Raw genomic sequence first — 7,447 nt, forward strand, 5'->3', positions numbered from 1 at the left:
GTCGGCGATGGAATCGAGCGCGCCGACTTCGTGGAAATGGACTTCGTCCACCGACTGGCCGTGGATCTTGCCTTCGGCCACGGCGATGCGGTGGAAGATGGAGAGCGCGTGTTTCTTGACGAAGGGGGACAGCTCGCTGTGCTCGATCAGCTCGCGGATCTCGTGATGATTGCGGCTGTGCCCGTGGTCGTGGTGATGGTGACCGGCGACTTCGCAACCGTGGTCATGGTCGTGCTCGTGCCCATGCGGGTGGTGGGCATGGCCCTCGTGCTCGTGGGCATGTTCATGTTCATGCTCGTGCTCCTCGTGGGCGTGCGCGGGCTCATGTTTGTGTTCATGCTCACCGTGCTCATGCTTGTGGTCGTGATCATGGTCGTGCTTCTCTTCCTCGGCGTGATGATGATGCTCGTGCCCGTGTTCGTGGGAATGGGCATGTTCAGGCTCGTGCGCATGGACGTGGCCGTGGTCATGCTCATGATGATGGTGGCCTTCGCAATGCTCGCCGTGCTCGTGTTCGTGTTCGTCCTGGTCGTGGGTGTGCGTCGCGCCTTCGTGGATGCCGAACTTCACGCCTTCCACTTGCTGCCGCTTCTTGCGCTCGAAGTGCATGTGAAAATCGCCGAGGTCGAGCTTCGAGAGCTCCCACTCGAGGGTGGAGGGTTTGACGCCGAGATCGACGAGGGCGCCGACGGTCATGTCGCCGGAGATGCCGGAAAAGCAGTCGAGGAAGAGGACTTTCATAGAGAGGTTGCGAGAGATGAAATGCGAGAGAGAGGCTAGAGAAGATCGCGCAGGTGCAGAGCGCCATCGTAAAGCGCTTTGCCGATGATGCACCCGTAAAGTCCGGGCATCTGCCCGAGTCGCTTTACATCGGCCACGCTGCTCACGCCGCCGCTGGCGATGAGCTGGCAGCCGATGGCGCCGAGCATCTTCTCCGTCTCGGCGAAATTCGGGCCGGCCATCATGCCATCGGTGGCGATGTCAGTGTAGATGATCGTGCCGGCGCCGGCGTCTTCCGCGCGCTTGGCGAGGTCCAGCGCGGTGAGTGCGGATTCCTCGGTCCAGCCTTTCACGGAGACCTTGCCGTTCTTGGCGTCGATGCCCACGGCCACACGCTGGCTGCCGAATTCCGCGGCGAGTTGCGAGACGAAGGTCAGGGACTCCGCGGCGCGCGTGCCGATGATCACCCGCGACACGCCGGCATCGATCGCGCGCTGCGCGGCCGCCACATCGCGAATGCCGCCGCCGAGTTCCACGGGGAATTTTACCGCCGCGCAGATGGCGCGCACGGACTCGATATTGCGCTGCTCGCCGGTGAAGGCGGCGTCGAGATCCACGACGTGCAGGTAATGGCCGCCCTCTTCCTCCCAGCGCCGGGCGAAGGCCGCGGGGTCACTGGAATAAACGGTTTTTTGGTCGGCTTTGCCCTGGCGCAGTCGCACGACTTCGCCGGACATGAGATCGATAGCAGGCAGCAGAATCATCAAAGGGGTAGGTGGAAAAAGGGGCTGAAATGTAGGGGCGGGACAGGGGAATATGCAACCCGCCAGCGATCCCTTAGGCGGGAGAGAGCGCTCTCGCAAGAATTGCCGCGAGGAAATGGCGGGGCAATCGAATTGAACCGCGGAGGCGCAGAGGCGCGGAGGATGGGATAGGGAAAATGGAAGATCCAAGATCCAACGCCGAACGCCGAATCCGGCACGTTGGCCTAGCGGGAGTCCAGGCTCAGGCCGATGAACCACGTCCGCTTGTTGCCGGAAGGTTCGGCGGCGGTGATGACACGGAATTGGAAAGGGTAGGGGGCGAGGGCGACCGGGCAGAAGGCCTTGAATTCCTTGGATTGCAGATCGTCGACCCGTTCCACGCGGCCGTGTTCGCGATCCTTGGAAAAGAGATAGCCGCCTTCGCGGCCAGTTTCGGGATTGAAGGTCAATTCCAGATCCTGGGCCTCGTGCCGCGCGTTAACCACGAACCGGCTGTCCCGCCGGGTGCAACGCTCGATGAGCGGCCAGTCGGCCAGATGCTTGGGGCTGCGATCCACGGCTTTGCCCGAGTCGTCCATCCAATCGACGAGAATGACACCTGGTTTCGGAATTGTCATAGTGCCTTGTCCTTTTCCTGCGGCGAATCGCCGTGCTTTGCTTCAACCTGCCGATGGCGGGAAGTGATGATGGGGATACCTTACGCCGGTTTGCGCAGGAAAGCATGCACAATGGTGATGTGTCTGAAATCTCAGACGGGCGCGGGCCTCCGCCGCGCTATTGAGAAGGCGTCGGCGAGGGGGTGGCCGGCGGGACTTCGAGGGTGGTGAGGGCGGCTTTCAGTTCGGCGCGGTCGGCGTTGAGCTCGCAGGCGAGTTGCGCGAAATGCCGGAGAGACGCTTTGGAGGGGGCGGAGGCGGTTTGCGCGCTCTCGGTAATGGCCACGGCGACGCGGTGCGCGTTGAAGAGGGAGAGGGGGCCGGCGGATTTGAGGTGCTGGGCGGCTTCGGCGAGGCGGCCCCGCGGGAGGAGGATGGTGATGAGGTTGATGTGCGGCGGGATCAGGCTGGGGTCGAGCTTGAGGGCGCAGGCGAATTCCACCATGGCCTCGTCTTCGCGATGGAGGCTGAGGAGTGCGGAGGCACGATTGTTGTGCGGCGCGGGGTCTTCGAGATTGATTTTCTCGGCGGCGAAATATTCCAGTTCGGCGGCGGCGATCTGGCTCTGGGCGAAGAGCGAATTCGCGAGGTTGAAGTGGCTGCGAAAGTAATGGGGCCGGAGGCGGATCGAGCGACGGTAGGCGTCGATGGCTTCGGTGGGTTGCTGATCATCGGCATAGACGTTGCCGAGGTTGTACCAGCCGAGCCAGGCGTCGGGGTTTTGCGCGACGACGTAGGACCAGAGACTGCGCGGATTTTCAAAGTGGGCGAAATGCGCGGAGGCCAGTGCGGCGACACCCACGACGGCGAGGCCACCGATGGCCTGGGGATAGGCGGCGAGCCGGGGCCAATGTTGCGCCAAACGCTGGAGCGCGGCGACGACGGCGACGAGGATGCCGGGGAGGGCGTGGTATTGCCAGTGGTCGGCGACCAGGGAGAAGGCGAAGTAGTTGGTATCGAAGATGCCGAGGAGCGGCAGGAGCATGAGTGCGTAGAAGGTGATGCCGAGAGCAATCGGTGCGCCGATCCGCCGCCAAAAGACAGCGCAGGCCAGGAGCAACGCGACGAGCAAGAGGCCGGGGATCATCGTGTGCGCCGCGGCCGTGGTATCGACCCAGCCGCGATACATCGGCGTGAGATTCACAGGCACGAGAGCTTTGCCGAGATAGAACCAGAACGTGGCGCCGGCAGTTTCGAGGCGCTGCCAGAGGCTAAGGGTGTTGAGCAGGGAATGGGCTTCGACGCGGTGTTTCTCGAACCACATGGTGGTGACTCCCGCCGCGAGGCCGAGGGCGTAGAAGGGCACCAGGCGGAGCAGCATCGCGCGCGCGACCTTTTCTCGGTTGAAAACGTAGATGACGGTGAGGAAGACGGGGAGGAAGACGGTGGACGTCTTGCAGGCGAGAGCGGCGACGAACCAGAGCAGCGAGAGGGCGTATTGCGACCATTGGCGATCCCGCGCGTGGCGGATGAACGCGAGCAGAGCGAGGGCCATGAAGAAGAAGGACCAGGTATTCTTTTGCTCCGCAGCCCAGGCGAGCGTCTGGACGTTGACCGGGTGGACGGCGAACAGCGCGGCGACCCACCACGCCCCGGGCAGGCGCCACTCCCGCGCGATGCGCCAGAGGAGCACGGCGTTGACGCTGTGCATGACCAAATTGACGAGATGGTAGCCGAGCGGATGGACGCCCCAGAGGAGCCATTGCACGCGCAGCAGCGACCAGAAGAGCGGGTAGTAATTGGCCGCCTCGGAGGTGAACCAAAAGGTGTGAAAGGCGTCGGGCCGGCCGAGCAGGGCATTCTGGGAGATGTAGATCGGGTCGTCGAAGTCGAAACCCCGCCCAATGCCGAAGCCGTAGATGAGAAAGGCCAGGGCAAACAGGAGCAGTCCCCGGGTTTTGTCGTTCCAGTATTTCGAGTTGGGCGGCGCGGCCGCGGTTTCAGATATGCTCACTATGGGAAAATGGGGGATGGAAGCGGAGTTAAGCAGTTACCTTGCCGGGAGACGTTCTACCTAAGCCGCAACGTGTTTCGTGGTGGTATTTGACGCAGATGCAGTAATTTACCCCGTGAAGTTCGAAACCTACCTATTGCTTGGCATCGTGCTCTTTGGCGTCTGGAAGACACAGCGCAGCGTGCAGCGCAGCCAGACGGCGCAGGAGCGGTACTTCACGATGCGGGCGTCCATTTTCTCGTGGTTCGTGGGGTTTTTGGTGCTGGCGGGGTTGCTGTTCTTGCCGTTCCGGGTGGTGGCGCTTCTGCTCGTGCCGGTGGCTTTTGGCGGGCTAACCGTGGCGAAGTATTTGCGCGATGCGCGGGAGCGGTTGCGGCGGGAAAACGAGGAACGCGTGGACATCGACCGAATGAAGCGCGTTAATTAGCACGCCTGATTTTTGAACAAACCATCCCCTCACCCCATCTCATTCCCTGCCATGAAATTCCCGATTCGTTTCCCGTTGGCCATTGTTGCTTCCGTGCTCGTGCTGGGCGTGCAGGTGCATGCCGCCGACCCGGCGCCCGCGGACGATAAAGGAAAGGCGAAGGAACCCGCGAACATGAACAAAGACGATCTCCGCAAGAAACTGACCCCACAGCAATACGCGGTGGCCTGCGAAGGCAGCACCGAGCCGGCTTTTCACAATGCCTACTGGAACAACCATGAGCCGGGGATTTATGTGGATGTGATCAGCGGGGAGCCGCTTTTTGCCTCGACGGACAAGTTCGATTCCGGGACAGGGTGGCCGAGCTTTACCAAGTCACTGAAGAAAGAGGCGATCTCGGAGAAGAAGGACGATAGCTTTGGGATGATCCGCACGGAAGTGCGCTCCTCGAAGAGTGACGCGCATCTTGGGCACGTCTTCAACGATGGGCCGCAGCCGACGGGAATGCGGTACTGCATCAACTCGGCGTCGTTGCGGTTTATCCCGGTGGCGCAGTTGAAGGAGAAGGGGTACGCGGAGTACGTCCCGCTTTTTGAGAAGAAGGCGGAGGCGGGGAAGAAGTAGGGAACTCTCCGACGCCTGGTGCGTCCTATTACAGAGAAATCGCACCGAATCGCACCCATGAATCCGAGAAGTGCCAGGAGCGGGGTCGAGAGAGCCGAGTGGCGGCACGACCTGAGCGCGCTCGCGTGTTTTTACGAAGGTCCTCTCTCGGTCTCCGAGTTGCAGAACAGTTGGACCTGTGGGAGAATGCGGCATGAAAACCAGCCGCTGGCTTGGTCTGTTTTGCTGCACGCTGCTGGCGGCGTTGACTTTGCGCGCCGGGGCGGCGGAGTGGAATCTGGTACGCTTCGAGAGTCGGGAGTATGTGACGCTCGATAATATCGCGGAGTTTTACGGTTTTCCGAAGCCGCCTCCGGTAGACCTGACGGGACACTTTGCCGTGCCGCCCGTGGGTGCGCCCGCCGTGGCGCCTGCCCCGGTAACACCGGTGGTGATCACGCCCCCGTCCGGGCTGGTGACGACGGTCGAGAAAATTACCGATGAGCCGTCACCCATCAGCAGCCAGGAACCGCCACCGGCGGTAGCGCTGTCGAAGACGATTGTGCTGGACTCCGGCAAGATGCAAATCGAGGTGACGGTGGGCCTGCGCGAGGCGCAAATCAATGGGGTGAAGCACTGGCTGGCTTTTCCGGTGGCGTTGCATGATGGGCAGGTGCTGGTTTCGCGGCTGGACCTGAGCCGGATCATCGAACCGAACCTGCGACCGGAACTGATCGAGGGGATGACGCCCGTGACCACGGTGGTGCTCGACCCCGGGCACGGCGGGCACGATCGCGGGGCGATGTCGAAATTTGGATTCGAGAAGGATTTCGCCCTCGATGTGGCCCTGCGCGCCCGCAAGCTCCTGGAGAGCGAGGGTTACAAGGTGGTGATGACCCGGGCGACGGACGTCTTTATCCCGCTCGACCAACGGCCGGCGGTGGCGAACACGATCCCGAATTCCATTTTTGTGAGCATTCACTTCAACTCCTCGAGCACGAATGCCGATGCGCGCGGATTCGAGATTTTCTCGATCGCCCCCCGTGGGGCGCCCTCGACGAACGACTCCGGGCCGCGGGAGCGCGACCTGCGGGAGGAGCCGGGCAACGCCGTGGATATGCCGAGCGGCGCCTTGGCCGGGAGTGTCTTTCATGCCTTGCTCGGGCACGTGCCGATGGTGGATCGCGGGGTGAAACATGCGCGTTTTGCCGTGTTGCGTCTGTGCACGCAGCCGGCGGTGCTCATCGAATGCGGCTTTGTGAGCAATAACGCGGAGAGCACGCTGATCAGTTCCTCGGCGTGGCGGGCCCATGTGGCGGAGGCGATCGTGGATGGCGTGGCGAACTACCGGGTGCTGGCGGAAAGGAAGACGCGGCCGAAGGTCATTGCCGATTACCGCCGGGCGGCGGTCACCGGGGTGAACCTGCGGGATACGGCTACGCCCTGAAAGAAGAGACATCCGACGGCCAGTCGACTTCCGAAAGGCGGCTAGACAAACTGTTTATCACGGTTTGCAATAATCCTTCTCATTTCCCCCAATGCCCTGCTTAATTCGCCGCTCCATGTTCAAAACTTATCTCTGTATTGCCCGCGTTCTGGCGCTCGTGATGTTCGTGGGAACTGCCTTTGCCGACACGATGACACTGAAGAACGGCGAGCACCTGGAAGGCAAGATCACGAAGGAAACCGACAAGGACGTCACCATTGATGTGCAGGTTTCGGCGGGGATCGTGGATGAACGCGTGGTGCTGCGGGCGGACATCGAGAAGATGGACAAGATGTCGCCGGAACTGGTGGCCTACCAGGCGCTCACGCGGATCCAGCTCCAGCCCAATTCGTTGCCGGCGGCGCAATACGATCAATATATTGCCGCGCTGGATGCCTACGTGCAGCAGTACCCAAACAGTTCGCAGACCGCCGATGTGCGGAAAATCCTGAGTGCTTTTCGTGCAGAACAGACACGCGTGGAAGGTGGAGAAGTGAAGCTCAATGGCAACTGGCTCGACAAAGAACAGGTGCAGAAAGAGAAGGTGCAAATCAACGGGCAACTGGCATTCAACTACATGAAGGGCGAGAGTGCGGCGGGCGATTACGTGGACGCGCTCAATGCCTTTGCCGCTCTGGAAAAGACTTATCCCGGCGCGTCCGTCATGCCGGATGCGATCGAACTGGCGCGGAAGATCATCCCGGCGCTTCAGACCGAATTGGAGCGGGCGATCCCGGAGCAGAAGGCGATCAAGTTACAGCGCGAGAAGGGAGCGAAGACCGCGGGCCCGGCGCAACGGGCGCAAATCCTGGCGGCGATTAAGCAGGAAGACGCGGC

At 61.8% G+C, this 7,447-nt stretch carries 7 protein-coding genes and 1 pseudogene; 4 read left to right on the forward strand and 4 right to left on the reverse strand.

All coding sequences use genetic code 11. From position 1 onward, the window contains the following. The 4 genes from larC to ABJF10_RS27615 all read right to left on the reverse strand — a co-directional run. Window positions 1–741 (reverse strand): nickel insertion protein (gene larC, locus ABJF10_RS27600; RefSeq protein WP_348547844.1); only part of this gene is annotated, 741 nt, incomplete at its 3' end. 35 nt (window positions 742–776) lie between these two features. After that, window positions 777–1,484: a 1-(5-phosphoribosyl)-5-[(5-phosphoribosylamino)methylideneamino]imidazole-4-carboxamide isomerase gene (gene hisA, locus ABJF10_RS27605; RefSeq protein WP_348547845.1), complete on the reverse strand. Its 708-nt coding sequence runs from the start codon at window positions 1,482–1,484 to the stop codon at window positions 777–779. Window positions 1,485–1,708: 224 nt separating this feature from the next. Next, window positions 1,709–2,101: a hypothetical protein gene (locus ABJF10_RS27610; RefSeq protein ID WP_348547846.1), complete on the reverse strand. Its 393-nt coding sequence runs from the start codon at window positions 2,099–2,101 to the stop codon at window positions 1,709–1,711. 157 nt (window positions 2,102–2,258) lie between these two features. After that, window positions 2,259–4,094, reverse strand: a complete 1,836-nt coding sequence (locus ABJF10_RS27615; RefSeq protein ID WP_348547847.1) for a tetratricopeptide repeat protein — start codon at window positions 4,092–4,094, stop codon at window positions 2,259–2,261. A 115-nt stretch (window positions 4,095–4,209) separates the two neighbouring features. On the opposite strand from ABJF10_RS27615, the gene ABJF10_RS27620 reads away from it, so the two are divergent. The 4 genes and pseudogenes from ABJF10_RS27620 to ABJF10_RS27635 form a co-directional block, all read left to right on the forward strand. Beyond that, entirely contained in the window at window positions 4,210–4,521 is a 312-nt protein-coding gene (locus ABJF10_RS27620) for a hypothetical protein (RefSeq protein ID WP_348547848.1), read from the forward strand. Between the two features lie 183 nt (window positions 4,522–4,704). Then, a pseudogene (msrB, locus tag ABJF10_RS27625) lies at window positions 4,705–5,145 on the forward strand (peptide-methionine (R)-S-oxide reductase MsrB); the annotation flags it as partial. Between the two features lie 193 nt (window positions 5,146–5,338). After that, window positions 5,339–6,571: an N-acetylmuramoyl-L-alanine amidase gene (locus ABJF10_RS27630; protein ID WP_348547849.1), complete on the forward strand. Its 1,233-nt coding sequence runs from the start codon at window positions 5,339–5,341 to the stop codon at window positions 6,569–6,571. Between the two features lie 115 nt (window positions 6,572–6,686). Beyond that, window positions 6,687–7,447, forward strand: a 761-nt coding sequence (locus ABJF10_RS27635; RefSeq protein WP_348547850.1) for a PTPDL family protein, incomplete at its 3' end; no start/stop codon positions are given.

The sequence above is a fragment of the Chthoniobacter sp. genome, assembly GCF_040003245.1.
Lineage (GTDB): Bacteria > Verrucomicrobiota > Verrucomicrobiia > Chthoniobacterales > Chthoniobacteraceae > Chthoniobacter.

Bases quoted from the DNA above. Each gene is read 5' to 3' on its own strand.
- hisA (WP_348547845.1), bottom strand. From the start codon at position 1,484: ATGATTCTGCTGCCTGCTATCGATCTCATGTCCGGCGAAGTCGTGCGA.
- ABJF10_RS27630 (WP_348547849.1), top strand. From the start codon at position 5,339: ATGAAAACCAGCCGCTGGCTTGGTCTGTTTTGCTGCACGCTGCTGGCG.
- ABJF10_RS27610 (WP_348547846.1), bottom strand. From the start codon at position 2,101: ATGACAATTCCGAAACCAGGTGTCATTCTCGTCGATTGGATGGACGAC.